Origin of the sequence: Enterobacter sp. RHBSTW-01064, assembly GCF_014103035.1 — a bacterium.
GTDB classification, from domain to species: domain Bacteria; phylum Pseudomonadota; class Gammaproteobacteria; order Enterobacterales; family Enterobacteriaceae; genus Enterobacter; species Enterobacter mori.
Window position 1 is genome coordinate 11816 of sequence record NZ_JABXOU010000004.1, and the last position, 24440, is coordinate 36255.

General features: G+C 55.9%; 26 protein-coding genes. 7 read left to right on the forward strand and 19 right to left on the reverse strand.

Annotation, left to right across the window (positions count from 1 at the left end; translation table 11 throughout):
- The first annotated feature begins 114 nt into the window (after positions 1-114).
- Positions 115-663: a GNAT family N-acetyltransferase gene (locus HV355_RS13090; RefSeq protein ID WP_108417467.1), complete on the forward strand. Its 549-nt coding sequence runs from the start codon at positions 115-117 to the stop codon at positions 661-663.
- On the opposite strand, the gene HV355_RS13095 is transcribed toward HV355_RS13090, so the two are convergent.
- The 9 genes from HV355_RS13095 to sad form a co-directional block, all read right to left on the reverse strand.
- Positions 651-1565, reverse strand: coding sequence for a bestrophin family protein (locus tag HV355_RS13095; RefSeq protein ID WP_182402167.1), 915 nt, complete (start codon positions 1563-1565; stop codon positions 651-653). The genes HV355_RS13090 and HV355_RS13095 overlap by 13 nt on opposite strands.
- A 201-nt stretch (positions 1566-1766) precedes the next feature.
- Positions 1767-3218 carry a tagaturonate reductase gene (locus tag HV355_RS13100; protein ID WP_182402168.1) on the reverse strand — a complete coding sequence of 484 codons (1452 nt, stop codon included), beginning with the start codon at positions 3216-3218 and terminating at the stop codon, positions 1767-1769.
- 116 nt (positions 3219-3334) lie between these two features.
- Positions 3335-3862 carry a GNAT family N-acetyltransferase gene (locus tag HV355_RS13105; protein WP_182402171.1) on the reverse strand — a complete coding sequence of 176 codons (528 nt, stop codon included), beginning with the start codon at positions 3860-3862 and terminating at the stop codon, positions 3335-3337.
- A gap of 77 nt (positions 3863-3939) precedes the next feature.
- Positions 3940-4905 carry a sensor domain-containing diguanylate cyclase gene (locus HV355_RS13110; RefSeq protein WP_182402174.1) on the reverse strand — a complete coding sequence of 322 codons (966 nt, stop codon included), beginning with the start codon at positions 4903-4905 and terminating at the stop codon, positions 3940-3942.
- Between the two features lie 53 nt (positions 4906-4958).
- Positions 4959-5951 (reverse strand): sensor domain-containing diguanylate cyclase, encoded by a 993-nt coding sequence (locus tag HV355_RS13115; protein WP_182402176.1) that lies wholly within the window; start codon positions 5949-5951, stop codon positions 4959-4961.
- Positions 5952-6155: 204 nt separating this feature from the next.
- On the reverse strand, positions 6156-6512 hold the full coding sequence (locus HV355_RS13120; RefSeq protein WP_182402178.1) for a DUF4186 domain-containing protein: 357 nt from the start codon (positions 6510-6512) through the stop codon (positions 6156-6158).
- Positions 6512-7438 carry a glutaminase B gene (glsB, locus tag HV355_RS13125; RefSeq protein WP_010431130.1) on the reverse strand — a complete coding sequence of 309 codons (927 nt, stop codon included), beginning with the start codon at positions 7436-7438 and terminating at the stop codon, positions 6512-6514. The genes HV355_RS13120 and glsB overlap by 1 nt, the downstream gene beginning before the upstream one ends.
- Before the next feature lie 62 nt (positions 7439-7500).
- On the reverse strand, positions 7501-9090 hold the full coding sequence (locus HV355_RS13130) for a methyl-accepting chemotaxis protein (protein ID WP_182402180.1): 1590 nt from the start codon (positions 9088-9090) through the stop codon (positions 7501-7503).
- A gap of 122 nt (positions 9091-9212) precedes the next feature.
- Positions 9213-10601, reverse strand: coding sequence for a succinate-semialdehyde dehydrogenase (gene sad / locus HV355_RS13135; protein ID WP_148400684.1), 1389 nt, complete (start codon positions 10599-10601; stop codon positions 9213-9215).
- 99 nt (positions 10602-10700) lie between these two features.
- Here sad and HV355_RS13140 point away from each other — a divergent pair, with 99 nt between their 5' ends.
- Complete coding sequence (locus tag HV355_RS13140) at positions 10701-11579, forward strand: LysR family transcriptional regulator (protein ID WP_010431127.1); 879 nt, start codon at positions 10701-10703, stop codon at positions 11577-11579.
- On the opposite strand, the gene HV355_RS13145 is transcribed toward HV355_RS13140, so the two are convergent.
- The 3 genes from HV355_RS13145 to HV355_RS13155 all read right to left on the reverse strand — a co-directional run bounded on the left by HV355_RS13145 (position 11533) and on the right by HV355_RS13155 (position 13694).
- Positions 11533-12015, reverse strand: coding sequence for a GNAT family N-acetyltransferase (locus tag HV355_RS13145; protein ID WP_108417477.1), 483 nt, complete (start codon positions 12013-12015; stop codon positions 11533-11535). The two genes, HV355_RS13140 and HV355_RS13145, sit on opposite strands and share 47 nt — an antisense overlap.
- Positions 12016-12096: 81 nt before the next feature.
- On the reverse strand, positions 12097-12888 hold the full coding sequence (locus tag HV355_RS13150; protein WP_174339538.1) for a PhzF family phenazine biosynthesis protein: 792 nt from the start codon (positions 12886-12888) through the stop codon (positions 12097-12099).
- Positions 12889-12905: 17 nt separating this feature from the next.
- A complete protein-coding gene (locus HV355_RS13155) occupies positions 12906-13694 on the reverse strand; it encodes a PhzF family phenazine biosynthesis protein (RefSeq protein WP_089598471.1) in 789 nt (262 codons plus the stop codon).
- A gap of 171 nt (positions 13695-13865) precedes the next feature.
- Here HV355_RS13155 and HV355_RS13160 point away from each other — a divergent pair, with 171 nt between their 5' ends.
- The gene (locus HV355_RS13160; RefSeq protein WP_089598470.1) at positions 13866-15062 is read left to right on the forward strand and encodes a sugar transporter; all 1197 of its coding nucleotides are present in this window, start codon (positions 13866-13868) and stop codon (positions 15060-15062) included.
- A gap of 93 nt (positions 15063-15155) precedes the next feature.
- Here HV355_RS13160 and HV355_RS13165 read toward each other — a convergent pair whose 3' ends face one another.
- Positions 15156-15821 (reverse strand): MarC family NAAT transporter, encoded by a 666-nt coding sequence (locus HV355_RS13165; RefSeq protein WP_010431105.1) that lies wholly within the window; start codon positions 15819-15821, stop codon positions 15156-15158.
- A 256-nt stretch (positions 15822-16077) separates the two neighbouring features.
- On the opposite strand from HV355_RS13165, the gene marR reads away from it, so the two are divergent.
- From marR to marB, 3 genes are read left to right on the forward strand one after another with little or no spacing between them, the layout of a single operon-like run.
- The gene (gene marR, locus HV355_RS13170; protein ID WP_010431103.1) at positions 16078-16512 is read left to right on the forward strand and encodes a multiple antibiotic resistance transcriptional regulator MarR; all 435 of its coding nucleotides are present in this window, start codon (positions 16078-16080) and stop codon (positions 16510-16512) included.
- 20 nt (positions 16513-16532) lie between these two features.
- Positions 16533-16913, forward strand: coding sequence for an MDR efflux pump AcrAB transcriptional activator MarA (gene marA / locus HV355_RS13175; protein ID WP_001303241.1), 381 nt, complete (start codon positions 16533-16535; stop codon positions 16911-16913).
- 31 nt (positions 16914-16944) lie between these two features.
- Positions 16945-17163, forward strand: coding sequence for a multiple antibiotic resistance protein MarB (marB, locus tag HV355_RS13180; protein WP_010431092.1), 219 nt, complete (start codon positions 16945-16947; stop codon positions 17161-17163).
- Positions 17164-17200: 37 nt separating this feature from the next.
- On the opposite strand, the gene eamA is transcribed toward marB, so the two are convergent.
- A complete protein-coding gene (gene eamA, locus HV355_RS13185; protein ID WP_126816493.1) occupies positions 17201-18100 on the reverse strand; it encodes an O-acetylserine/cysteine exporter in 900 nt (299 codons plus the stop codon).
- Positions 18101-18293: 193 nt separating this feature from the next.
- Here eamA and ydeE point away from each other — a divergent pair, with 193 nt between their 5' ends.
- On the forward strand, positions 18294-19511 hold the full coding sequence (gene ydeE, locus HV355_RS13190; protein ID WP_182402182.1) for an efflux MFS transporter YdeE: 1218 nt from the start codon (positions 18294-18296) through the stop codon (positions 19509-19511).
- A 67-nt stretch (positions 19512-19578) separates the two neighbouring features.
- Here ydeE and zinT read toward each other — a convergent pair whose 3' ends face one another.
- Genes zinT through urtB form a run of 5 tightly spaced genes read right to left on the reverse strand, consistent with a single transcriptional unit; the run spans position 19579 to position 24422 of the window.
- Positions 19579-20217 (reverse strand): metal-binding protein ZinT, encoded by a 639-nt coding sequence (zinT, locus tag HV355_RS13195; protein ID WP_010431084.1) that lies wholly within the window; start codon positions 20215-20217, stop codon positions 19579-19581.
- Positions 20218-20269: 52 nt separating this feature from the next.
- Positions 20270-20968: an urea ABC transporter ATP-binding subunit UrtE gene (gene urtE, locus HV355_RS13200; protein WP_126816491.1), complete on the reverse strand. Its 699-nt coding sequence runs from the start codon at positions 20966-20968 to the stop codon at positions 20270-20272.
- 9 nt (positions 20969-20977) lie between these two features.
- Complete coding sequence (urtD, locus tag HV355_RS13205; protein ID WP_010431077.1) at positions 20978-21775, reverse strand: urea ABC transporter ATP-binding protein UrtD; 798 nt, start codon at positions 21773-21775, stop codon at positions 20978-20980.
- Positions 21775-22848 (reverse strand): urea ABC transporter permease subunit UrtC, encoded by a 1074-nt coding sequence (gene urtC / locus HV355_RS13210; RefSeq protein ID WP_182402184.1) that lies wholly within the window; start codon positions 22846-22848, stop codon positions 21775-21777. Before urtC ends, urtD begins: the two co-directional genes overlap by 1 nt.
- Complete coding sequence (urtB, locus tag HV355_RS13215; protein WP_182402186.1) at positions 22848-24422, reverse strand: urea ABC transporter permease subunit UrtB; 1575 nt, start codon at positions 24420-24422, stop codon at positions 22848-22850. Before urtB ends, urtC begins: the two co-directional genes overlap by 1 nt.
- Positions 24423-24440 lie beyond the last annotated feature (18 nt).

The window sequence follows — 24440 nt, forward strand, 5'->3', positions numbered from 1 at the left end:
GCAGAGCAATTTTTTGGCAGTAAATAAGTTACAGCACAACTCATTAGAATGTGATAGTGATGAAAATACCAGAACGCAAACAAAAGCATAACGCTTAAATATGGAGATCCGCGGATGACGATACCGACGCTTACGACAGAACGCCTGCTGCTGAAACCGCTGGTTGCTGAAGATGCCGTCCAGATTCAACAGCTGTATCCGCGCTGGGAAATCGTACGCTATATGGTTTCTTCGGTGCCCTGGCCCTACCCGGAAAACGGTGCGGAAAGCTATGTCAACAACGTGGCGCTGCCGGATATGGAAAAAGGGATTGCCTGGTTCTGGAGTATCCGCCGTCGTGAAGCGCCGGATCGGCTCATGGGAATTATCTGCCTCTACGATGTCGAGGATAACAACCGAGGGTTCTGGCTGGCGCCGGAGTTTCAGGGGAAAGGGTTTATGCGCGAGGCCAGCATTGCCGCGACGGACTATTGGTTTAACACGCTCAACAAACCCGTTTTACGCGCCCCGAAGGCTGCCGCCAATAGCCGCTCCCGACGTATTTCAGACAGCAGCGGCATGCGGTTAATCAGAACGGAAAAGAAAGCCTACGTCAGCGGAATGCTGGATTCCGAGTTATGGGAGATCACCCGTGACGAGTGGAATGCCCGTCAGGTCAGCTGATAGTATTTATCCGGGAACAACCTTTCCGGAATGTTCTCTTCATCGTTCATCTGCAGCAGATCGCGTTCCATCATGTTGCAGATGGCGTCCAGCGGCAGATCGTTATCTTCGGTGCCAAACGGATCTTCGAGCTCTTCCGCCAGCGTATCCAGCGAGATAAAGGTATAGGAAATCAACGCGGAGACGAACGGCGTCATGTAGTGCAGATCCACAACCAGTGCAAACGGCAGCATGATGCAGAACAGATACACCGTGCGATGCAAAATCAGGGTGTACGCAAACGGCACCGGTGTTGTCGCAATGCGCTCACAGCCGGACAGGACAATCGACATATCGTTCAGACGGTTATTCAGACTGTGGAACAGGATATCTGACAGCTGCCCGTTACGCCGCCGTAAGGCAAGCCACTCCCCCATGATCAGTAAAATGCGGTTCGCCGGAGAGTTGGCGTCCATCACTTTACGTAAATCCTCTGCCGCCAGATAAGGTGAAAGCTGTTCTGCGTTTGTTTCCCGGCGCAGCGTCATGCGTAAACAGTTGGCAAAGGCAATTTGCAGGCGCACAAACTCACCCAGATGTTTATCGTCGGGTAAGGTGTTTTTTACCTCGCGAAACAGCGAGCGTGCCGCTATCATCAGTTGCCCCCAGAGCTGGCGAGCCTCAACGTAGCGCGAATAACAGGCGTTGTTTCTGAAACCGAGAAAGATTGCGATCGCCACGCCAAGAATGCTAAACGGTGCGACGGTAAATTTGATGCCAAGCGAGGTATACCACGGCAGCATCAGGATGACGGCGATGGAAAGCAGGAAGTTGAGCAACAAGCGGGTGTAGATTTTCGGCAGAACCGAACCGTGCCAGACAAATATCAGTTGTAGCCAGTGCTGTTTAGGACGAACAATCATAGTCAGTGTCAGAAAGGAAAAGAGCGAGGCTATTAAACGTGATCCCCCTCACGGTTGCAAGCATGTTAATGGAACATTGCATTTTCTTCACTGGCAAGCCCAAACCGCACGGAGTTTAAGTCATTTTTTAAAAACGGAGTAAATAGTATGTTGTAACTAAAAAAGATCGTAACAATACCCGACCGAAGCCGGGTAACCGTGTTAGCAAAGTGGTTTTACCGCTTCACGCATCCCCTGATGCAAAATGGTTTCAAGGTCTAACGTAACCTGTTCCACCAATCCCTTCACCTGCGTCAAATCCTGCTCCCAGTGATTGCTTTCACTCAGCACCGCCTCCACCAGTGAACGGGTATCGATCTGCTTATCGTGGTGCTGTGCCCAGAGTTGCTGATAGCGGGTCAACCAGTGCGCATCATCCTGTACCGGATAGCGTTCGCCATGACGTTCACCCCGGTAAAACGCAATCAACGCGGCCAGCGCAAACGTCAGACGCGCGGGTAATTGACCCGTCGCCTGCTGCCCCGCCAGCAGCTGTGGCAGGATACGCGTGCGGTATTTTGTCATCCCGTTCAGGGCAATCGACAGCAGCTGGTGCTTGATGTAAGGGTTACGGAAACGGCCCGTCACCGCACTGGCGAACGACTCCAGCTCTTCGCGCGGCAAATCCAACACAGGAATAATTTCCTCATAAATCGCTTTTTCGACGAACGCACAAATCTCTGCATCGTTCATCGCTTCACCAACCGTATCCAGACCGGCCTGGAAGGCTACCGGTACCAGCGCGGTGTGCGCCCCGTTCAGGATAGCCACTTTGCGCTCTTTGTACGGCTTAATGTCATCAACGATGAGCACGTTCAGCGGGAATTTATCAAGACGCAACTCGGCGGCAAGTGATTTTGGCCCCTGAATCACGAACAGATAGAAATGTTCAGCGGTATCGATAAATCCATCGTGATAGCCAAGCTGAGCTTCCAGCGATGCCACTTCGTCACGCGGATAACCGGTAACGATACGGTCAACCAGCGTAGAGCAGAAGCTATTGGCGTCATTCAGCCACTGGATAAACGCCTGCGGCAACGCCCACTCCTGCGCATAGCGCAGCACCAGTTCGCGCAGTGTTTCACCGTTGTAGTCGATAAGCTCGCACGGAATGATAATCCAGCCTTTGTCCGCTGCGCCGTTAAAGTGGCTAAAGCGCTCAAACAGCAGTCGCGTCAGTTTCGCCGGATAGCTTACCGCCGGGGCATCGTCGAATGTGTCAGCGGCGTGATAGCTGATACCGGCTTCCGTGGTGTTCGAAAAGACAAAACGCATATCGGGGTGGTGGGCCAGCGTCAAAAACTCATCATAGTGATCGTAGACGCTGATTTCACGGTTAACGGAGCGGATAAGACGCGCATCGCTTACCGCCTCGCCCTTCTCATTCAGACCCCGAATGATGGTGGTGTACAAACCATCCTGGGTGCTGAGCGATGGCGGGAAATCGCTCTGGATCGGGCGAACAATCACCACACCGGCATTAAGATCGGTATGCTCGTTTAACAGGTCGATTTGCCAGTCAACGAACGCACGTAAGAAGTTACCTTCACCAAACTGAATGATACGTTCAGGGTAGAGAGCACCGGGGAAATCACGTCGGTTGAGTGTGTTCACATTGGGGTCCTTTTCGATTAGTCATACAGCCTGATAAGATTGGTGTAATAACTTATCAAACCTTTCAGACCAGAACCCCTGTTTGGATCAACTCATCAGGCAATTGTGAAAAATAATCATAAGAATTTATAGAAAACGGATGTCGCGGTCATCGCACCGTCTGGCATCAGGGCATAGCGCGGGATCTCCCCCACTTTTTGCCAGTCCGCCCGCTGGTAAAAGCTCTCCGCGCCGCTACCGGTGGAGGTATCCAGTACCAGAACCGATAGCCCTTTTTCGCGCGCAATCGCTTCAAGGGTCTCCATCAGCGCCATTGCCGCCCCTTTACGGCGGGCCTTTTCGTGAACCAGCAGTTTTGCGACATCCGCGCGGTGCGGCTGATTTTCCGGCTGATCGGTGATGAGCTGTACCGTTCCAATAATGCCGTCCTGCTCATCAACGCACGCCAGTACGGTACGCTCATGACGGCCAACGCTTTCAGCAATCCCGCGCCAGAACGTGCGCGCTTTGTCGTGACTAAAAGGCAGCATAAAGCTGACGGATGCGCCGCCGTTAACACAGTTTTCGAGGATATCGGCCAGCGCATCGATGTGGGACAGAATGTCGTCCCGGGAGAGGGTTTTAATATGCAGTGGAGAGTTCATGTTTTGTCCTTTTAATGAATCTCTCCAGATTGCTATTAACATTTCCGTAACGCAATAACCTAATACATAGGATTTCGTTATCTCTCAGTATGTCTCTGCTGTTTCATGGAATACATTTTCCGATCGGCATTTTTAAGCCACTGCTGAATATCGTTGCTGTTATGGTCGAACTCACTCAAGCCCCAGGAGAAATGCAGCGACCAGGGGTGCAGTTGACGCGCGTTGTAGCTCTCTACCTGTTCGATCAAATACTGCATGGCGATCCAGGCGCCCTGCTCATCCGTATCGGCAAACAGCACCGCGAACTCGTCGCCACCAAAGCGTACCAGCAGGTCGGCCTCGCGGAAAGAGGCCTGCATGAGGGAAGCCATCGCTTTCAATGCCTTGTCGCCCTCCTCGTGGCCGAAACGATCGTTGATCTCTTTAAAACGATCGAGATCCAGCCATCCCAGGGTTAGCGGCTCCGCCCGACGTCTGGCGACAGAGAGGGTGAAACGAACAAACTGGTTAAAGCCGCGGCGATTGTATAAACCGGTGAGTTCGTCGGTGGTTGCCGCGCTGACTGCGGCAAATTCATCTTCCGCCAGCGCACCCAGGTCCCCGAGTACGGCGAGATCCGCCGCGGAAAATTCACGTGGCGCGAAATCGATAAGGCACAGAGACCCAACGCTCGCCCCGTCACGTAAGCGCAGCGGAAAACCCGCGTAAAAACGAACCCTTGGGTCACCTGCCACCAGCGGATTATCGGCAAAACGGTCGTCCTGAAGCATATCACTCACCACCAGCGGCGCTTCGCTGAGGATCGTGTGACCACAAAAAGAGATATTGCGCGGAACGGTGTCAGGTGCCTGTCCGTCGGCAGATTTCACAATAAGTGAATGTTCATCAATGAGATTGACCATCGCCAGCGGCACCTGGAAAAAACGTTTAGCCAGACGCGTCAGCCGGTCAAATGCCACGGAATTGTCGATCTCAAGAAGGCCAGACTCGCGCAGCGAGTTCAGGCGTTCTGTTTCATTAGCGGGGTTTACAGGTGCTTTCATAACGTCTCCTGACGCTTTGCGTTATTAAAAGCGTAGCTTAAACAGAGACATTGTCAGTGTGCGAATATTCTGTTCTTGCCTTCACGCTTGGCATGGTAAAGGGCACTATCGGCGGCCTGCAGCCAGTCGGCCACGCTGCTTGTGTCTCGCGTTGCGCAGGCGATACCGATACTGAGGGTGCAATGCACGGCCTCTTGCGCCACATCCTTCATTACTGCCGCCGCGTCCATAATGCGGGTAGCCACAATCTGGGCCTCATTCACGCTGGTATCCGGGAGCAAAATAACAAATTCATCGCCCCCCAGACGCGCTGGGGTATCTGTCGGGCGCGTGGCCAGATGCAGGATCTTCGATACCGTTGCCAGCATCGCGTCGCCCACCTTATGGCCAAAGCGGTCATTTACCTCTTTAAAGTTGTCGATATCGATAAACATCAAAGCAGATTCACGGCACGTCTGACGAAGTTTATTCAGTTCATGATCGATGCGTTTTTCCAGCAGACGACGGTTGGCGATATCCAGCAGCGGATCCATCATGGCGATCCGTTCCAGCTCGCGGCTTTTTATCCGTAAGCGCTGCGCAATACTGTCAGTCAGCATGCTCATGGCCAGCAGGTAGATGGCGATCAGCGGCAAGGTGGCAAACATTGTCCGCTGGGAAACAAACCCGTCTACCACCATCCCCTGCGTCAGCCAGGTCACCAGGAATACGCCCAGCATCAGAGCGGCGGCCTTTTTCAGCAGCGTAATACCGCCTGCAGAAAGCCTGTCCGAAAGCAAAATGGTCGCAATCACGACCGACGTAAGCGGATTAACCGCCATCATCGCGATCCAAAAGCCCCCGGCGCCTGCATCCAGCACCAGGTGCTGGTGCTCGGTTGCCAGGGGCGTCGGTGAACGACGCGCCCGCAGCCAGGCCACCGTTGGCCAAATAAAAGCATTCGCCCCTAGCAGGATCATCAGCCAGACCGAGCGATGGTGTTCAATCAATACGGACAGGACAGGAATAAAACAGAGAAATGTGCCGAGTAAACGCATGAGATACATACGTTTGACAAACCGACGACCGGGTAAGCGAGGCTTGGGACTAAGTTTGTCAGTGGCATTCATACTAAGATTTTTCCGATATGTTTCTTGCGGTATCTTATTGAGCTTAAAAATACCTAGCAAGCAATTTATCTTTTAATCATATATATCAAGGCCGCTTTCTCCCTGTATGGGGATGAACAACAGGATAATCCTACGTCTGCGTCAGCCATTCATTTGTATGACCAGCCAGTGATGGATCACGGTGACGATATATTGCTGCTGCTGCGCCGTAAGCTCGACATCCGGCGGAATGCTGTGCCATTTTGCCAGGCAGCCACGACAGCACGTGGCAGTGGCGTGCTGAGCAATAAACACCGGATGTCCACGCATCGGCGTTTGCTTACCGTCATTCGCGGGATGGGCTGGGGCAAGGCGCTGAGCAACAAAATCCGCCGCATGGCGATCGATGGTCCCAGCCCCTTTTTCCCAACAGTATTGCCGCTCTTTCGGCCCCAGTCGAAAGCGCGACCGAAACGTCGAACGCGACAGGCGCGCAAATAATGGATCCAGGTTCGACATCAGTAAACCGAGCGCCCCAACCGTTGGGTCAGTCGTTCCAGTACCGCCACACCTGCCAGTGAATTTCCCGTTTCATCGAGTTCCGGACTCCAGACGGCAATCGCCATCTCGTGGGGAACGATGGCCACAACCCCGCCGCCCACGCCGGATTTTGCCGGTAAGCCGACACGCCAGGCGAACTCACCGGCATTCTGGTACATCCCGCTGGTTGCCATCAGGGCGTTCACCTGACGGGCCTGCATCGGCGACACCACCTCCTGATCGAGATGCGGTGCATGCCCCTGATGCGCAAGGAACAGGAACGTTTGCGCCAGTTCAACACAGTTCATTTCAAGCGCACAGTAATGGAAGTAGTTTTGCAGAACCGTCGCAACATCGTTGTGGAAATTGCCAAAGGATTTCATCAGCCAGGCTATCGCCGCATTGCGCGCCGAGTGTTCAAACTCCGAGCGCGCGACCACCGGATCGTAGGCAATGCTCTGCACGCCAGAAAGCTGGCGCACGATTTCGAGCATTCGCTGGCGAGGCGCGCTGAGGCGGCTTTGTAGCATATCGCACACCACCAGCGCCCCGGCATTGATAAAAGGATTACGCGGTTTACCCTGTTCCATTTCAAGCTGCAGCAGCGAGTTAAACGGCTGGCCGGAGGGATCTTTACCCACACGTTGCCAGAGCTCGTCTTCTTCATACTGACGCATTGCCGCCACCAGGCTCAGCACCTTTGAGATGGACTGAATCGAGAATCGCTCGGTCGCATCACCGGCCTGGAAACGCTGCCCGTCTACCGTGCATATGGCGATACCCAGCTTATTACCGCTGACCGAGGCCAGCGCCGGAATATAGTCGGCAACCTTCCCCTTTCCGATTAACGGTCGGACCTGCGCCAGAATTTCGTCCAGCATCTCATTATGGATAACCGCAGCCACACTTTGCTCCTTGCCCTCAGGCTAAAACGGGCTGCGAGTATAACAGAGGCTGATATATTGCGTCAGGCGGGAAGACGAAAACGCGAGACGGCTTCCAGCAAATTATCGGACTCCTGATGCAAACGCGCAGAGGCATCCGACGCGTCAGACACCAGCGCATCCGTCTGCCGCGATACCTGATTCAGGGCGTGAAGCTGGCGAGTCATCTGATGAATACTCTCCCCCTGGCTCAGCGTGGCGTCTGAGATGTCATTCAGCAGGCTGCTTAAATTCGCCACCAGCCCGGTAACCTGCTGCAGGTTATCTTCCAGCCGGTTAACCGCTTTTGAGCCATCATGAATCCCCTGCAAAGAGTGATTGATCAGTTCCTGAATGGTCTGCGTAGAATGACTGCTTTTGCGGGCCAGCAGCCCCACCTCGCGGGCGACCACGGCAAAGCCGCGCCCCTGATTGCCCGCATGTGCCGCTTCAATGGCCGCGTTCAGGGCAAGAATATTGGTCTGGAACGCCACGCTGTCGATCATCGCTACGATCCCGCGCATCTCAGAGGATCGGTCAACGATCGCCTGCATAGAGGCATTTACCGTAGACATCATCTGGTCGCCGCCTGCCGCCGCCTGACGCGCCTCATCTGCGCGGGCGCTGGCAAGTTTCGCATAGCCGGTGTTGCCTTCAACATGCGTTTCCAGCGCGGCGATATTCGCCGTGACATCCTCAAGCTCTTTCGCCTGACGTACAGACTGCTGATACAGCTTCTGATTCCCCTGCGCCAGAGAGCCAATGTTCTCGACCATCGAGGTCGTGGCGTGGCTGACCTGCGATACCAGCTGCTGTAGCCCATGCTGCAGGGTATTAACACTGCCGCTGAGCTGACCCATCTCCCGGTTGAAGCTGGCTACAGCTGGCGGTGTACCGGACAGATCGCCCGCAGAAAGCTGGTTGATATGTGCAATCAACCGACGCAGCGGCGTAATGACCCACTTTGCCATCCCGAACCAGACCAGAATGGCAATCACCAGCAGAACGACGGGCGCAAACAGGAATAGCGTTTGCAGGCCTGAAAGCTGCGACACCAGCGTCTGCCGCCCTTGCAGGGCCTGTTTCTCGCTCAGCTGCTGGTAACGCGCATAGTTATCGTTGAAGTCGGTCTGAAACGCCTGCGCGGGAACAGCAAAAAAGGCATCAATGGCGTTCGTTTTAATCAGCCCTTCCGCCTGCTCTTTAATGGCACCGTAGAAAAGCTGGTAGCTATTCACCAGCGCCTCGTCTTTCGCCGGATGGAGTGCCAGCCACGCCGTCCATGCCTGATGAGAGTCGTCCAGCGCCTTTTGCGCCTCGTCCATCAGACTGTGCCAGCTCCCTTCCGAGCCGGTCTCCTTATCCTGCATAAACCAGACGCCGGAGCGGTTAAGCAAATCGCTTGCGGCCAGCAGGGAAACGCGCGCCTGATCCAGCTTGCCCTGCTGCTGATACGCCAGCTGGTTATGCTGTTCGTTGCGCTGGGCTTCTTTCAGAGAGGCGGTGAGCAGAAGCGTGGAGGAGAGTTGCAGTGCGGAGAAAAGCCCAATAATACAAAAAATGCCGGCCAGCAGACCAAATTGACGGGGGATGACGCGCTGCGCAATACGGCGAAAAATTTGCGTTAGGTTCATAATTTTCTTCTGTAACAATACGTTAGACGCGAGCGAGTCTACGAAACGAAAATGACAGAACCATTGCAGATACATGACAACGGCCCTCGTAATGAGGGCCGAAATCACAGATGGGCGATAAATTACACGCGATCCTTCCAGACCGTCTGCACGTTACAGAACTCGTGCAAACCGAAATGTGAAAGCTCACGACCGAAGCCGCTCTTCTTCACGCCGCCAAAAGCAACCCGGGCATCGCTTGCGCTGTAGCCATTGATAAACACCCCGCCGCACTCCAGTTCGCGAGAGAATGTCTCCGCCAGCGCGTCGTTTGCGGTAAAGACCGTGGCAGACAGACCAAAGTCACTGTCGTTAGCCAGCGCTAAAGCATGCTCCGCATCCCTGGCGATCGTCATCGCCGCCACCGGGCCAAACAGCTCCTGGCGGAACGCGGTCATGTTCGGGTTGACGTTGCCGAGCACGGTTGGCGCGTAGTAGTTACCCTCACCAGCCAGTTTCTCTCCGCCCAGCAGCAGGGTCGCCCCTTCTGCCAGGGTGGCCTGCACCTGCTGATCCAGTTCATCACGCAGATCGAAGCGCGCCATCGGGCCAAGATAGTTCTCTTCCGTCTCCGGCGAGCCCATCTTCAGCGCCGCAACCGCGTCGACAAAGCGTTGGGTAAAGGCATCAGCCACCCCCTGTTCCACGATAAAACGCTTCGCCGCCGCGCAAACCTGTCCGGTATTTTGATAACGCCCCGCCACTGCGGCTTTCACCGCCAGATCCAGATCGGCATCGTTCAGGACGATAAAGGGGTCGGAACCGCCCAGCTCCAGCACGCATTTTTTGAGCGCCGCGCCCGCCTGAGCGCCAATTGCCGCCCCGGCACGCACGCTGCCGGTGACGGTAATCGCAGCGATACGGCGGTCATTAATGGCCTGGCTGACACCGTCGTTGGTGGCGTTGACCCAGCCAAACACGCCCTGAGGAAAACCGGCATCGGCAAACATCTGCGCAATCAGCTCGGCGGAGCCGAGCACGTTCGGGGCGTGCTTCAGCAGGTAGCTGTTCCCCGCCAGCAGAATGGGAACCGCACCGCGCAGCACCTGCCAGAGCGGGAAGTTCCACGGCATTACCGCCAGAATCGGTCCCAGCGGACGGTACTCGATGACCGCGTTGTGATCCTCGACCAGCGTGGGTTCAGCATTCAGCATTGCTGGGCCATGTTCGGCATACCAGTCGCACAGGCTGGCAGATTTAGCCACCTCGCCGCGCGCCTGCAGAATGGGTTTGCCCATTTCGCGGGACATCATCCGCGCCATCTCTTCACCCCGGTTACGCAAAGCCGCGCCCAGATCGCGCAGCTTCTGCGCGCGATGGGAAACGCTTTCGCGACGCCACAGGCGATAGCCCGCATCGGCCTGAGCAATAGCGCGTTCTACATCGTCGGCCGTCGCCCAGGGATACGTGGCCAGGGTTTCGCCCGTCGCCGGGTTAACAGAACGTGCATGAGTAGCAGATGAAAGGGTCATGATGTTCTCCTCGCAATAACAGTTGATTCATTGTGGCCCACTCTGCTATTTCTTAAAAATGAATAATACTGACCACCTTATTCACGAATCGAGAACGCTATGGACTTAACTCAGCTTGAAATGTTTAACGCCGTCGCGCTAACCGGCAGCATCACCCAGGCGGCGCAGAAGGTGCATCGCGTGCCGTCGAACCTGACCACTCGCATCCGCCAGCTTGAAGCGGATCTCGGCGTGGAGCTGTTTATCCGCGAGAACCAGCGTTTGCGCTTATCGCCAGCCGGGCATAACTTTCTGCGCTACAGCAGGCAGATCCTGGCGCTGGTTGACGAGGCGCGGATGGTCGTGGCCGGGGACGAACCGCAGGGGCTGTTTGCCCTCGGCGCGCTGGAGAGCACCGCCGCCGTGCGCATCCCGGAGAGTCTGGCGCAGTTTAACCAGCGCTATCCGCGCATTCAGTTTGCACTGTCCACCGGGCCATCCGGGACGATGATTGATGGGGTACTGGAAGGTACCCTGAGCGCCGCATTTGTCGACGGGCCGCTATCCCATCCGGAGCTGGAAGGGATGCCGGTTTATCGGGAAGAGATGATGCTGGTGACGCCCGCCGGGCATGCTGAAGTCTCAAAAGCCACCCAGGTCAGCGGCAGCGATGTTTACGCTTTTCGCGCGAACTGCTCCTATCGCCGACATCTGGAAAGCTGGTTTCACGCCGACAGAGCTACGCCGGGGCGTATTCATGAGATGGAGTCGTATCACGGCATGCTCGCCTGCGTGATTGCCGGGGCCGGCATCGCATTAATGCCCCGATCCATGCTGGAGAGCATGCCGGGGCACCATCAGGTTGCAGCGTGGCCGCTGGTGGAAAACTGGCGCTGGCTCACCACCTGGCTGGTGTGGCGACGCGGGGCAATGACCCGTCAGCTTGAAGCCTTTATAGCGCTGCTAAACGAACGTCAACCACCAGCGCCTTCTCCATAAACAGGCTCAGCGGGTCTTCGACGTACGGGGCAAACGCCGGACGCAGTTCGTATCCGCACTGCTGATACAGACGGATAGCGGCATGCTGTTTGATCCCCGTCTCGAGCCGGACGGTATGGCATTCCCGGCTCAGGGCTTCATCCTCAAGGGCGGCCAGCAGCTTTTCCCCAAGATGTTGTCCACGGTGCGTCGGGTCGATATACACCCGCTTCATCTCCCCCGTACCGTCGCCGTTCAGCACCACGGCGCCACACCCTACGGCATTGAGCTGCTGGTCGCGAATAATCATTAAAATCAGCGCCGCGTCCGGCAGATTAGCCAAATCGAGCAGGTGGTTGCTTTCGGCGGGGTAAAGTTCGCTCTGATAGCGGTCAAGGGCCGCGATCAGATTAAGGATGTCGGGATGACGGGCAGACTCAGAGGTGATGGAATACATGGCAGGCTCCTTGCTATTTTTCTTTTAACATAGCGCAGACCTGCCAGGGTGTTTCATAGCATTAACTTATATCGCTATCAGCTAGCGCAAGAAGATCCGTCCCTTCAGATACAGTGTCGCCTGCCCGCCAATCAGCACGCGGTCGCCCTTCAACTCGCAGCGCAGATCCCCGCCACGGGCTGACACCTGGCGGGCATTCAGAGACGTTTTACCCAGTTTTTCGCTCCAGTACGGAATCAACATGCTGTGCGCCGACCCCGTCACCGGATCTTCCGGCACGCCTTCACCCGGACAGAAGAAGCGGCTGACAAAGTCATACGCGTCCCCCGGTGCCGTGACGCAGACCATTTTATCCAGCGGGATCATTGCCGCGATATCCGGCGTTAAGGCTTCTACCTGCTGCTGGCTTTCCAGCACCACCATGTAATCGCGCCCTGCGCGGACCTCTTTCGCGCCGCTGATGCCCAGCGCGCTGAAGAGTAACGCGGGCGGATTGTCGACAACCTCCGTCGACCATGCCGGGAAATTGAGCGTCAGCCAGTCTCCGTTGCGCTTCACCGTCAGGTCGCCAACAAAACGCGTCGAGAAGGTGATTTCGGTATGCGGGTAGTCGAGATATTCAAAAATGACGTGGGACGCCGCCAGCGTCGCATGTCCGCAGAGGTTAATTTCATCAAGCGTGGTAAACCAGCGCAGCTCAAAGCCGTTATCCGTACGCACGAAGAAGGCCGTTTCCGACTGGTTATGCTGCTTCGCCATGTTGAGTAGCGTCTCATCCGGAAGCCACTCTTCCAGCGGGCAAACCGCCGCCGCATTGCCACCAAACGCCCTGTCGCTGAAGGCATCTACCAGATAAAAATCAATTTCCTGCATGTCTCTTCCTCTTTTTTCTAGCGCAGAAATACTGTGCCTTTCAGATATAGTGATGCCTGGCCGCTCATCATCACGCGCGAGCCTTTCAGTTCGCAGCGCACATCGCCCCCACGGGCCGACACCTGACGCGCAAACAGCGTCGTTTTTCCCAGCGTTTCACTCCAGTAAGGAATGAGCATCGTATGCGCAGAGCCGGTGACAGGATCTTCAGGTACGGCAACCCCCGGTGAGAAGAAGCGGCTGACGAAATCGTACTCACCCTCCCCACGCGCGGTGACGGCAACCTTGTGTTCACCTGGCGTCATCGCGGAATAGTTTGGCGTCACGGCTTCCACCTGCTCACGATTTTCCAGCACCACCACCCAGGCGCGCCCCTTTCGGGCCTCAACGTAGCGGTTGATCCCCAGCGCGGCGAGCATCTCTGGCGGCGGGGTCAATTCCTGCGTCGGACAGGCCGGGAAATCGAGCGTCATCCAGTCACCTTCCCGGCTGACCGTCAGGCGGCCCGAGGCGGTCTCAAAGTGAATGCGCGAGTCCGGGTAGTCCAGCTCGTTAAACAGCACATACGCAGCGGCAAGCGTCGCGTGTCCGCAGAGATTGACCTCGGTTAAGGTGGTAAACCAGCGCAGCTCAATCCCGCCTTTACTGCACACGAAGAACGCGGTTTCGGACTGGTTATGCTGCTGCGCCATGCTGAGTAACGTCTCATCCGGTAGCCATGCCTTAAGCGGGCAAACCGCCGCCGGATTACCACCAAATGAGGTATCACTAAACGCATCTACCAGATAAAAATCAATCTCCTGCATCGACTTACCGCCTGTTATCGTTGTGTTGTTCTTTATCTTCACGGAAAACCTCGCCCGCCGCTACCGCTGTGGTACGGTAAATTTTGTGATTTAGGTCACATTATGGTTGAGTTTTCGCCGTTTAAAGCTTTAAGATCGTCTCCTCATCGTTAATCAATCCCAGACATCTTTATGACAACAAACACGGTTTCCCGCAGGGTCGCGTGGCTACGTGTGGTCACGCTCGCCATCGCTGCGTTTATTTTCAATACCACTGAATTTGTTCCGGTTGGGCTGCTGTCTGACATCGCCGACAGCTTCCAGATGGAGACGGCGCAGGTGGGCATTATGTTGACCATCTACGCCTGGGTGGTGGCGCTGATGTCGCTGCCGTTTATGCTGCTGACCAGCCAGATGGAGCGGCGAAAGCTGCTGATTGGCCTGTTTGTGGTCTTCATCGCCAGCCATGTGCTGTCATTCATGGCGTGGAATTTTACGGTGCTGGTCATTAGCCGCATCGGTATTGCCTTTGCCCATGCGGTGTTCTGGTCGATTACCGCGTCGCTCGCTATTCGCCTGGCACCGGCGGGGAAACGCGCGCAGGCGCTGAGCCTGATTGCCACCGGTACCGCGCTGGCGATGGTGCTCGGCCTGCCGATTGGCCGCATTGTCGGGCAATACTTCGGCTGGCGTACCACCTTCTTTGCCATCGGCATGGGGGCGCTGATCACGCTGGTCTGCCTCATCAAGCTGCTGCCAACATTGCCGAGCGAACATTCCGGCTCGCTGAAAAGCCTGCCGCTGTTGATGCGTCGCCCGGCGCTGATGAGCATTTATTTACTTACGGTGATTGTGGTAACCGCCCATTACACGGCCTACAGCTACATTGAGCCGTTTGTGCAGGTTGTGGCGGGCTTTAGCGCCAATTTCGCCACGGTTCTGCTGCTGATTCTGGGCGGTGCGGGCATTATCGGCAGTATTTTGTTTGGTAAGCTCGGCAACCAGCATGCGTCTACGCTGGTGAGCAGCGCCATTGGCCTGCTGCTGGCGTGCCTGCTGTTGTTGATGCCTGCTGCGGGCAGCGAAAGCCATCTGGCGATCCTCAGCCTGTTTTGGGGCGTAGCAATAATGATTATCGGTCTGGGCATGCAGGTGAAAGTGCTGGCGCTGGCACCGGATGCCACGGACGTCGCGATGTCGCTCTTCTCGGGAATTTTCAATCTGGGGATTGGGGCGGGCGCGCTGCTGGGAAATCAGATTAGCCTGCACGTGTCGATGTCGGCGATTGGCTATCTGGGGGCGATCCCTGCGCTGGTGGCGCTTATCTGGTCGCTGCTGATCTTCCGTAAATGGCCGGTGGCGCTCGAGGAACAGGGCCAGCACGGGTGAGGTTTGTTTGTGCCGGGTGGCGCTGCGCTTACCCGGCCTACGAAATCCGTCTTTTTGTAGGCCGGGTAAGCGCAGCGCCACCCGGCAATGACCTCAGTGATAGGTCTTAATAATTTCCAGCACGCCGTTAATAATAAACTGCACGCCCATACACACCAGCAGGAAGCCCATCAGACGGGAAATCGCTTCAATCCCGCCCTTTCCTACCCAGCGCATAATCGCACCGGAACTGCGCAGGGATGCCCACACGATAATACCGATAAGCGCGAAAATCAGCGGTGGCGCAACCGTCAGCACCCAGTCCGGGAAGGTGGAGCTATCACGCACCGTTGAGGCGGAGCTGATGATCATCGCAATCGTACCCGGCCCCGCCGTACTCGGCATCGCTAAGGGGACAAAGGCGATATTCGCGCTGGGCTCCGTTTCCAGCTCTTCGGATTTGCTGGCCGCTTCCGGTGATTCATGCGCTTTTTGCGCGGGGAACAGCATCCGGAACCCGATAAAGGCCACAATCAGCCCCCCGGCGATACGCAGGCCGGGAATCGAAATCCCAAAGGTGTTCATCACCAGCTGTCCGGCGTAATAAGCCACCATCATAATGGCAAACACATAGACAGAGGCCATCATCGACTGATGATTGCGCTCTGCGCTGTTCATGTTCCCTGCCAGCCCCAGAAACAGCGCCACCGTCGTTAACGGGTTCGCCAGCGGCAGCAACACCACCAGCCCGAGGCCAATTGCTTTAATCAAATCCAACATAGTGCGTCGTTGTCCTTATCCATATTCATCCCCGCAATTATAGGGTGAAAGTGTGTCCTTCAGCCATGACCACAACGTAACCATTATTTTCTCACTGCAATGATAACCCTGCGTTATGTATATGATTTGAAAGCACTCAAAAAAAGTTCATGAAACGTTTTAGCAATTCGTGGCATCCGTCAATTCATTCAGTTGACTTATACTTGCCTGAGCAATAATATCTGCCGTGACTAAACTACTTGCCAGGGCAACCATTGTGAAAAGCACCAGCGATCTCTTTAACGACATCATTCCACTGGGCCGTCTTATTCACATGGTTAACCAGAAAAAAGATCGCCTGCTCAATGACTATCTGTCACCGCTGGATATCACCGCAACACAGTTCAAAGTGCTGTGTTCCATTCGCTGCGAAGTGTGTATCACGCCGGTTGAGCTGAAAAAGGTGCTCTCTGTCGATCTGGGTGCGTTAACCCGCATGCTGGATCGTCTCGTCTGCAAAGGATGGATAGAACGAAGCCCTAACCCGAATGACAAACGCGGCGTGCTGATCAAACTGACCAGCGACGGCGCGGCCATGTGTGAGCAATGTCATCAACTCGTAGGACAAACACTGCATCAGGAACTAACAAAAAACTTAACGGCAGATGAAGTGGCAACGCTTGAGCTTTTGCTTAAGAAAATACTGCCGTAAACAGAAAAAGAGGTATGACGATGTCCAGACGCAATACTGACGCTATCACCATTCATAGCATTTTGGACTGGATCGAGGACAACCTGGAATCGCCGCTCTCCCTTGAAAAAGTGTCAGAGCGTTCAGGTTACTCAAAATGGCACCTGCAACGGATGTTCAAAAAAGAGACCGGTCATTCATTAGGTCAATATATTCGCAGCCGCAAGCTGACGGAGATTGCCCAAAAACTGAAAGAAAGCAATGAGCCGATCCTTTATCTGGCGGAGCGTTACGGATTTGAATCGCAACAAACCCTGACGCGCACGTTTAAGAACTACTTTGATGTGCCGCCTCATAAGTATCGTATCACCAGCATGCCGGGTGAATCCCGATATCTCTATCCGTTAAAACACTGTAGTTAAACAACGCCTGTAAAGACGTACCGAGGAAATCATGAAAGTTACCGTCTCCGCCGCCCTCGCCTTGCTGGTGCTGTTTTCCAGCCAGACCTTCGCGGAGCAAACGCCCAGTGCAACGCAGCAAAATAATCGTGACACGATGATTTTGCCGTCAGCACATGACCAGTCACCTTTTGATTTCAACCATATGGGGGCTGGTAGCGACAAATCCGACGAATTAGGCGTGCCGTATTACAATCAGCACGGCTTCTGATTCGTTTTGCCCCGCCTCTGCGGGGCTTTTTTGTGCCCTAATTCCTTACTCGCGTCGCCCGACGCACGCGCAAACCAAACACGTTGATGTAGAGTCCACCCATGATCAGCACCGCGCCAAAGAGCTGCAGCGCGCTGAGTTTTTCATCCAGCAGCAACGCCGCGCTGGCCAGCCCCACCACGGGTACCAGCAGAGACAGTGGCGCCACCCGCCAGGTTTCGTAGCGACCCAGCAGCGACCCCCAAATGCCATAGCCGATAATCGTGGCGACGAACGCCAGATAAATCAGCGACAGGATTGTTGTGAGATCGATCTCGACCAGGCTTTTCAGCATCAGATCCGGGCCGTCCAGAATAAACGATGCCGCCAGAAACGGGATTACAGGGATCAGCGCACTCCACACCACCAGAGACATCACCGCCGGGCGCGCCTCGTGCTGCATAATCAGCTTGTTGAAGATGTTTCCGCAGGCCCAGCTCAGCCCTGCCGCCAGCGTGAGCATAAAGCCCAGCAGGGCCACATGCTGACCGTTCAGGCTGGCTTCAATCAGCACCAGCACGCCAAACACCGCCAGCGTGATCCCCGCCAGCTGTTTACCCTGTAAACGCTCACCAAATACAAACGCGCCGAGAATAATGGTAAAGAACGCCTGCGCCTGCAGAACCAGCGAGGCCAGACCGGCGGGCATGCCGAACTTAATGGCGCAGAAGAGAAACGCAAATTGACCAAAACTGATGGTCAGACCGTAGCCCAGCAGCAATTTCAGGGGGATTTTTGGACGCACCACGAAAAATAGCGCCGGGAACGCCACCAGCATAAAACGTAAACCGGCCAGCATCAGCGGAGGCATATTGTGTAACCCCAGCTTGATGACCACGAAATTAAGCCCCCACACTACGACCACCAGCAATGCCAGCAGCCCGTCTTTACGCGTCATACCCTGCCCCTGAATTATTAATAATTTGTTAACACTTCAAAGTAACAGAAAAAATAGCACCACGAGAAGATCATTAATTCTGGCAGTCAGGCGAAGCACTTAGGGATAAATTAGGCGCTATACAAGCCCCTTATGTCGTGATACTCCTTTTATAACACAACAAAAAAAGCATAAGCATTTGTCGGGCAGGAATATGAAACCATCTCTCAGGCGCTCTACCGCAGCGCTGCTGGCATCGTCATTGTTATTAACAATTGGTCGAGGGGCAACGCTGCCGTTTATGACCATTTATCTCACGCGCGCGTATAGCATGAGCGTCGAGAATATCGGTTATGCGCTGACCATTGCGCTGACTATTGGCGTCGTGTTCAGCTTAGGGTTTGGTATTCTGGCCGATAAGTTTGATAAAAAGCGCTATATGCTGATCGCCATTGTGGCGTTTATTGCGGGCTTTGTGGCCATTCCGCTGGTGAATAACGTCACGCTGGTGGTGCTGTTTTTTGCGCTGATCAACTGCGCCTACTCGGTTTTTTCAACGGTACTCAAAGCCTGGTTTGCCGACGTGCTGACCTCAAGCGAGAAAGCCCGCGTCTTCTCCCTGAACTACAGCTTCCTGAACATCGGCTGGACGATCGGCCCACCGCTTGGGACCCTGCTGGTGATGTACAGCCTGCAGCTCCCGTTCTGGCTGGCGGCCTTTTGCGCCGCACTGCCGCTCGGCTTTATCCATTTCTTTGTACAGAAAAGCGTTGCGTTAGATGCCGCTGAAGAAAAGGCGCCATGGCAGCCGTCGGTGTTGCTGAAGGACCGCGCCCTGTTCTGGTACACGCTGTCTGGTCTGCTCGCCTCTTACGTCGGCGGATCGTTCGCGACCTGCATTTCGCAATACGTTCTGGCCGCGCATGCAGACAGTGATTTCGCCGAAAAAGTGGTCGCCGTGGTATTGCCCGTCAACGCCGCCGTCGTGGTGACGCTGCAATACGCCCTCGGGCGTAAAATTTCAGCCAGCAACATTCGCCCGCTGATGACCGTTGCCACCCTGTTTTTCATCGTGGGTCTGGGCGGGTTTATGCTCTCCGGTGAAAACCTGGTTTACTGGGGCATCGCTGCCGCGATCTTTACCCTCGGGGAGATTATCTATGCACCGGGGGAATATATGCTGATCGACAACATCGCCCCGGCGGGAATGAAGGCGAGCTATTTCTCCGCCCAGGCGCTGGGCTGGCTGGGCGCGGCGGCGAACCCGATGATCACCGGGCTCATCCTGACCCATCTGCCGCACTGGTCATTGTTTGTGATTATGATGGCCGCCATCGTCATTGCCTGGATGATGATTTTGCGTGGGATGAGCGTGAAAAATGAAGATACCGTGTCGGGTGGCGCTACGCTTACCCGACCTACAAAACCCTAATCGTAGGCCGGGTAAGGCGTAGCCGCCACCCGGCAACAACAGCAACAACAACAGCAAAAGCAACCACTTAGTGGTGCAACATCTCTTCAACCACCTGTTCTTTGTACATCTCGTTCGGGTAGTACGTCGGCCAGTTATCCATCTCTTTCAGCAGCGCCTCGTGGGAGGTGTTGCCCATGAAAAGATGGAAGTGTGAAGAGGCTTTCGGTCCAATGATATGGTCGCTGAACTGAACAAACTTTGGTGCCTTGCTGCTGGCATCCTTACACTCAAACAGATAGCGAACGCCTTTTTTCCCCGAGGCGTAGGTCAGGATTTTGTAGCCGCTGTAGTCGTAGTGACAGCGGCTTACCGTTTCCCCCTGGTGGAATTCCATGACGTTATTTTCGATGCCGATAGATCCCACGTCCGTTGCGTAGCCCGTCCGATAATAGGCTTTCACCGCCTCAACGGATTTGTGGTCCTTCTCCGCTTTCTTCTTAAATACCGGATCGAGCGAACCGTCCAACAGGAACGGATAGACGGATTGCCAGGTGCCGTCCCAGTCAGACAGCTTTCTGTCCTTCACGTCTTTATCCTCAAACACGCCGTTCGCCGCCTTCTGTTCCGCCTCGGTCATCTGGTGACCATGCGAATGGGCAAACAGCTGGCCGCTGACCAGCAGCGCCCCCAGAGTCATGGCAATTTTTCCAATATGTGCAGCCAAAACAAAACCCTCATTCCGTTTTATAAGAATGAGGATGTTATATTATAACATCTCAGATCGCAACCAGACCGCGAACGCCCTCCTGCTCCATATTTTCACCACGACCCTGCTGAATAATGGTTCCGCGCGACATCAGCAGATAGCTGTCGGCCAGCTCGGCGGCAAAGTCGTAAAACTGCTCAACCAGCAGAATCGCCATATCGCCGCGATCCGCCAGCGAGCGGATCACCTGCCCAATCTCTTTGATAACCGATGGCTGAATGCCCTCCGTCGGTTCATCGAGGATCAGAAGCTGGGGCCGACTTGCCAGCGCGCGTCCTATCGCCAGCTGTTGCTGTTGTCCCCCGGAGAGATCGCCCCCGCGGCGGTGTTTCATCTCTCTTAACACCGGAAACAGCTGCCAGATCTCATCCGGCACCTGCTTCGCATCGCGGGCGGAAAAGCGTGACAGCCCCAGCAGCAGATTCTCTTCAACGGTTAAGCGCGGGAAAATCTCACGCCCCTGCGGGACATACGCCACGCCAGCATGCACCCGCTGGTGCGGCTTGCTGTGGGTGATTTTCTTGCCCTGCCAGACGATATCACCGCTTTTCGCCGGGATCAGCCCCATCAGACACTTCAGCAGCGTGGTTTTACCGACGCCGTTGCGCCCCAAAAGACAGGTGACCTCGCCGCGAAGAGCCTGAAAGCTCACGCCGCGCAGAATATGGCTGCCGCCGTAGTATTGATTCAGTTCGTTAACCTGTAGCATTACGGCTCCTTAGCGTCCCAGATAGACTTCAATCACCTGCTCGTTGGCCTGTACCTCACGAAGCGAGCCTTCCGCCAGCACGCGCCCCTGATGCAGCACCGTCACCCGATCGGCGATGGTTTCCACAAACCCCATGTCATGTTCCACCACCATCAGAGAGTGTTTACCCGCCAGCGTTCTGAACAGTTCTGCGGTGTATTCGGTTTCCGCGTCCGTCATTCCGGCGGCGGGCTCGTCCAGCAACAGCAGATGCGGATCCTGCACCAGCAGCATACCGATCTCCAGAAACTGTTTTTGCCCGTGAGAAAGCAGCCCGGCGCGGCGGTCGCGCTCGCTGCTAAGCCGCAGAAGCACCAGCATTTCATCAATGCGATCGACCTGTTCGCCGTTTAGCTTTGCCCGCAGACTCGCCCAGACGGATTTGTCGGTTTTCATCGCGATTTCGAGGTTTTCCCACACCGTAAGCGCTTCAAAGACCGTGGGTTTCTGGAATTTACGCCCGATCCCCTGTCGGGCAATAGCGGCGGGATCGAGCAGGGTCAGATCGACAGACTGGTCATAGCGCGCTTTGCCGCTTTGAGGCCGCGTTTTGCCCGTGATAACGTCCATTAACGTCGTTTTGCCCGCGCCGTTAGGCCCAATTACGCAGCGCAGTTCGCCCACGCCAATATTGAGCGTGAGATCCGTCAACGCCTGAAACCCGTCAAAATTGACGTTGATGGCCTCAAGCTGCAACACGGGATCGGTCTGTTCCCGGTAGCGGTCACCGGGCAGCTGCCGGGTGAATAATCCGTCAGATGGCTGCATTATTTCTCCCCCTTACGCAACAGGCCATAGACGCCGCGCGGCAAGAACAGCGTGACGGCGATAAAAATCAGCCCCAAAAACAGCTGCCAGTACTCCGGCATCGCGACGGTGAAGAAGCTCTTGGCGCCGTTCACCAGCGCTGCGCCAATCACCGGACCGACCAGCGTGCCGCGCCCGCCCAGCGCCACCCAGATAGCGGCTTCAATCGAGTTGGTCGGCGACATTTCGCCAGGGTTGATAATGCCCACCTGCGGGACGTACAGCGCCCCCGCCAGACCGCACAGCACCGCGGACAGCGTCCACACCAGCAGCTTGAACCCGCGCGGATCGTAACCGCAGAACGTCAGGCGGTTTTCCGCGTCACGCACCGCCGTCAGGATGCGGCCAAACTTGCTTTTCGCCAGCGCAAATCCTGTGCCTAATGCCAGTATCAGTAGCAACACGGTCGCCAGAAACAGCGCGATGCGCGTAGCGGTCTCCGTCACCGGAAATCCGAGCAGGGTCGTAAAACCGGTAAAGCCGTTATTACCGCCAAAACCGGTCTCGTTACGAAAGAACAGCAGCATGCCCGCGTAGGTCAGCGCCTGGGTCATGATGGAAAAATAGACCCCCTTGATTCTTGAACGGAAGGCAAACCAGCCAAACACCAGCGCCAGCAATCCCGGAACCATCACAATCAGAACCAGCGCCCAGGCAAAGTGCTGGGTGCTCCACCAGAACCACGGCAGCTCGCTCCAGGAGAGAAAGGACATGAACGCAGGCAGACCGTCACCCGCCGCCTGGCGCATCAGGTACATCCCCATCGCATAGCCGCCAAGCGCAAAGAAAATGCCGTGCCCCAGCGAGAGCATGCCTGCGTATCCCCACACCAGATCGAGCGCAACGGCCACGATGGCATAGCAGAGGATCTTGCCAATCAGCGTCAGCATCCAGGTCGAAAGCGCCAGGGGATGCGTGGCGGGCAGCAGCGCGAAAAACGGTAAGATCAGCAGACACGCCACCAGCAGGCTGCCCGCAATCTGAGTCGTACGCGGCGCTTTACGCGCCATCGTTAAGGTAAGTGGCTGGCTCATCAGTCAGTAACCCTCCCTTTTAAGGCAAAGAGTCCCTGAGGGCGTTTCTGAATAAACAGAATGATTGCCACCAGAATCAGGATTTTGCCGAGTACCGCACCCATCTGCGGTTCGAGAATTTTGTTGAAAATCCCCAGGCCAAACGCCGCCGCGACGCTACCGGCCAGCTGGCCCACGCCGCCCAGCACCACCACCAGGAACGAGTCGATGATGTAGCCCTGGCCCAGCTCCGGCCCCACGTTCCCCAGCTGGGAAAGCGCCACGCCGCCCAGACCGGCAATGCCGGACCCCAGCCCAAACGCCAGCATGTCGACGCGCCCGGTAGGCACCCCGCAGCAGGCAGCCATGCTGCGGTTTTGGGTCACCGCGCGGACGTTCAGGCCAAGACGGGTTTTGTTCAGAATCAGCCAGGTGAAGAACAGCACCAGCAGCACAAAACCCAGCACCACAATGCGGTTCCACGGCAGCGTCAGGTTGGCGAACACCTGCACGCCTCCGGAAAGCCAGAACGGGTTTGCCACCTCCAGGTTTTGTGCCCCAAACGTCATGCGTACCAGCTGGATAAGCATCAGGCTGATCCCCCATGTCGCCAGCAGCGTTTCCAGTGGACGTCCGTAAAGATGGCGGATCACCGTGCGCTCGAGAATCATTCCGATGCCCGCCGTCAGGCAAAAGGCCACGGGCAGCGCAATAACCGGATAAAGCGCCAGCCACTGGGGCATAAATTGCGCCATCACCTGCTGCACCATCCAGGTGGCATACGCCCCTAACATCAACATTTCACCATGCGCCATGTTGATGACGCCAAGCAGTCCGTAGGTGATCGCCAGCCCCAGCGCAGCCAGCAGCAGGACAGAGCCCAGAGAAAGCCCCATAAATGCTTGCCCGAGCAGGTCGCCCCACATCAGACGGTGCTGAATGTGGCTCAGGCTCTCGGCGGCGGCCGCACGCACCTTCGCATCCGGCTCCGTTTGCGGTTGGGTAAACGGTGTGATTTTTGCCTGCACGTCCGGGTCGTCGGATTGACCCAGCAGTTCAATAGCCTGAAGACGAGTCTCCGCCAGTGGACTGGCAAGCTGGAGGTTCGCCAGCGCCAGCAGCAGGGACTGCCGCGTCACATCATCCGTTTCGAGACTGACCCGTTTTTGCAGAAAACCGAGCATATCTGGCTGGATATCCCGCTGGAGCTGCCGGGCTGCGCCTCGCCTTTCGGTGACACTGTCACTTATGAGTTGATGTGTCGCCAGGGCAGTCGCCGCCAGCACACGGAGTCGGTTGGTCAGGCGTACGGCTTTGGTTGGCCCTTCTACCGTCGTTGCCGCCCCGAGCGGCACCATCTCGCCGCCATGCCTGGCAAAGGCATGCTTCTGGCCGTCGATAAACAGGCTTTCAGCTTGCAGCGCCTGAAGCAGCGGCATCCTTGCCGCATCCGGTGAAGCCGCCCACGCGGTCAGCATTGCTGCTTGCTGCGTGCGGTTAGCAGCAACAAAGTTATCGGCATCCGATGCCTGCGCCATCCCTGGCAGCAGTCCGGTAAGCCATACAAGAGCGATGAACATGCGCATGGCGTTCATGACGTTTCTCCCTGCGGT

Excerpts from the sequence above, each read along its gene's own strand:
- HV355_RS13090 (WP_108417467.1), top strand. The coding sequence starts at position 115 with ATGACGATACCGACGCTTACGACAGAACGCCTGCTGCTGAAACCGCTG.
- HV355_RS13095 (WP_182402167.1), bottom strand. The coding sequence starts at position 1,565 with ATGATTGTTCGTCCTAAACAGCACTGGCTACAACTGATATTTGTCTGG.
- HV355_RS13105 (WP_182402171.1), bottom strand. The coding sequence starts at position 3,862 with ATGAACTCTCCACTGCATATTAAAACCCTCTCCCGGGACGACATTCTG.
- HV355_RS13110 (WP_182402174.1), bottom strand. The coding sequence starts at position 4,905 with ATGAAAGCACCTGTAAACCCCGCTAATGAAACAGAACGCCTGAACTCG.
- HV355_RS13115 (WP_182402176.1), bottom strand. The coding sequence starts at position 5,951 with ATGTATCTCATGCGTTTACTCGGCACATTTCTCTGTTTTATTCCTGTC.
- HV355_RS13120 (WP_182402178.1), bottom strand. The coding sequence starts at position 6,512 with ATGTCGAACCTGGATCCATTATTTGCGCGCCTGTCGCGTTCGACGTTT.
- HV355_RS13130 (WP_182402180.1), bottom strand. The coding sequence starts at position 9,090 with ATGAACCTAACGCAAATTTTTCGCCGTATTGCGCAGCGCGTCATCCCC.
- sad (WP_148400684.1), bottom strand. The coding sequence starts at position 10,601 with ATGACCCTTTCATCTGCTACTCATGCACGTTCTGTTAACCCGGCGACG.
- HV355_RS13140 (WP_010431127.1), top strand. The coding sequence starts at position 10,701 with ATGGACTTAACTCAGCTTGAAATGTTTAACGCCGTCGCGCTAACCGGC.
- HV355_RS13145 (WP_108417477.1), bottom strand. The coding sequence starts at position 12,015 with ATGTATTCCATCACCTCTGAGTCTGCCCGTCATCCCGACATCCTTAAT.
- HV355_RS13150 (WP_174339538.1), bottom strand. The coding sequence starts at position 12,888 with ATGCAGGAAATTGATTTTTATCTGGTAGATGCCTTCAGCGACAGGGCG.
- HV355_RS13155 (WP_089598471.1), bottom strand. The coding sequence starts at position 13,694 with ATGCAGGAGATTGATTTTTATCTGGTAGATGCGTTTAGTGATACCTCA.
- HV355_RS13160 (WP_089598470.1), top strand. The coding sequence starts at position 13,866 with ATGACAACAAACACGGTTTCCCGCAGGGTCGCGTGGCTACGTGTGGTC.
- HV355_RS13165 (WP_010431105.1), bottom strand. The coding sequence starts at position 15,821 with ATGTTGGATTTGATTAAAGCAATTGGCCTCGGGCTGGTGGTGTTGCTG.
- marA (WP_001303241.1), top strand. The coding sequence starts at position 16,533 with ATGTCCAGACGCAATACTGACGCTATCACCATTCATAGCATTTTGGAC.
- marB (WP_010431092.1), top strand. The coding sequence starts at position 16,945 with ATGAAAGTTACCGTCTCCGCCGCCCTCGCCTTGCTGGTGCTGTTTTCC.
- eamA (WP_126816493.1), bottom strand. The coding sequence starts at position 18,100 with ATGACGCGTAAAGACGGGCTGCTGGCATTGCTGGTGGTCGTAGTGTGG.
- ydeE (WP_182402182.1), top strand. The coding sequence starts at position 18,294 with ATGAAACCATCTCTCAGGCGCTCTACCGCAGCGCTGCTGGCATCGTCA.
- urtE (WP_126816491.1), bottom strand. The coding sequence starts at position 20,968 with ATGCTACAGGTTAACGAACTGAATCAATACTACGGCGGCAGCCATATT.
- urtD (WP_010431077.1), bottom strand. The coding sequence starts at position 21,775 with ATGCAGCCATCTGACGGATTATTCACCCGGCAGCTGCCCGGTGACCGC.
- urtC (WP_182402184.1), bottom strand. The coding sequence starts at position 22,848 with ATGAGCCAGCCACTTACCTTAACGATGGCGCGTAAAGCGCCGCGTACG.
- urtB (WP_182402186.1), bottom strand. The coding sequence starts at position 24,422 with ATGAACGCCATGCGCATGTTCATCGCTCTTGTATGGCTTACCGGACTG.